At 76.3% G+C, this 241-nt stretch carries 1 protein-coding gene; it reads left to right on the top strand.

Annotated features, from left to right (window positions below):
* Window positions 1-223 (top strand): hypothetical protein (locus RVY79_RS21260; RefSeq protein WP_317466608.1); only part of this gene is annotated, 223 nt, incomplete at its 5' end.
* Window positions 224-241 lie beyond the last annotated feature (18 nt).

Raw genomic sequence — 241 nt, 5'->3', positions numbered from 1 at the left:
ACCGGTGCTGCCGGTGGTGCTGCGCTGGCATCAGCCGGGCGAGCGTTTCAGCACCGCCGCGCAGTTCATCGGCGACACCACGCTGGCGCAGAGCCTGTGGCGGATCGCGGCGGCGCGGGGCCTGGGCATCGAGCTGCAGTTGCTGCCCGCGGTGCAGCCCGAGGGCCGCGACCGGCGCGCGCTCGGCGAGGCCCTGCGCGGCGCGATCAGCGCGCGTCTTTGAGCCAGGCCAGGCCGGCGC

Origin of the sequence: Chromohalobacter sp. HP20-39, from assembly GCF_033052815.1 — a bacterium.
Lineage (GTDB): Bacteria > Pseudomonadota > Gammaproteobacteria > Pseudomonadales > Halomonadaceae > Chromohalobacter.
This window is presented reverse-complemented; position numbering and strand designations above follow the sequence as displayed.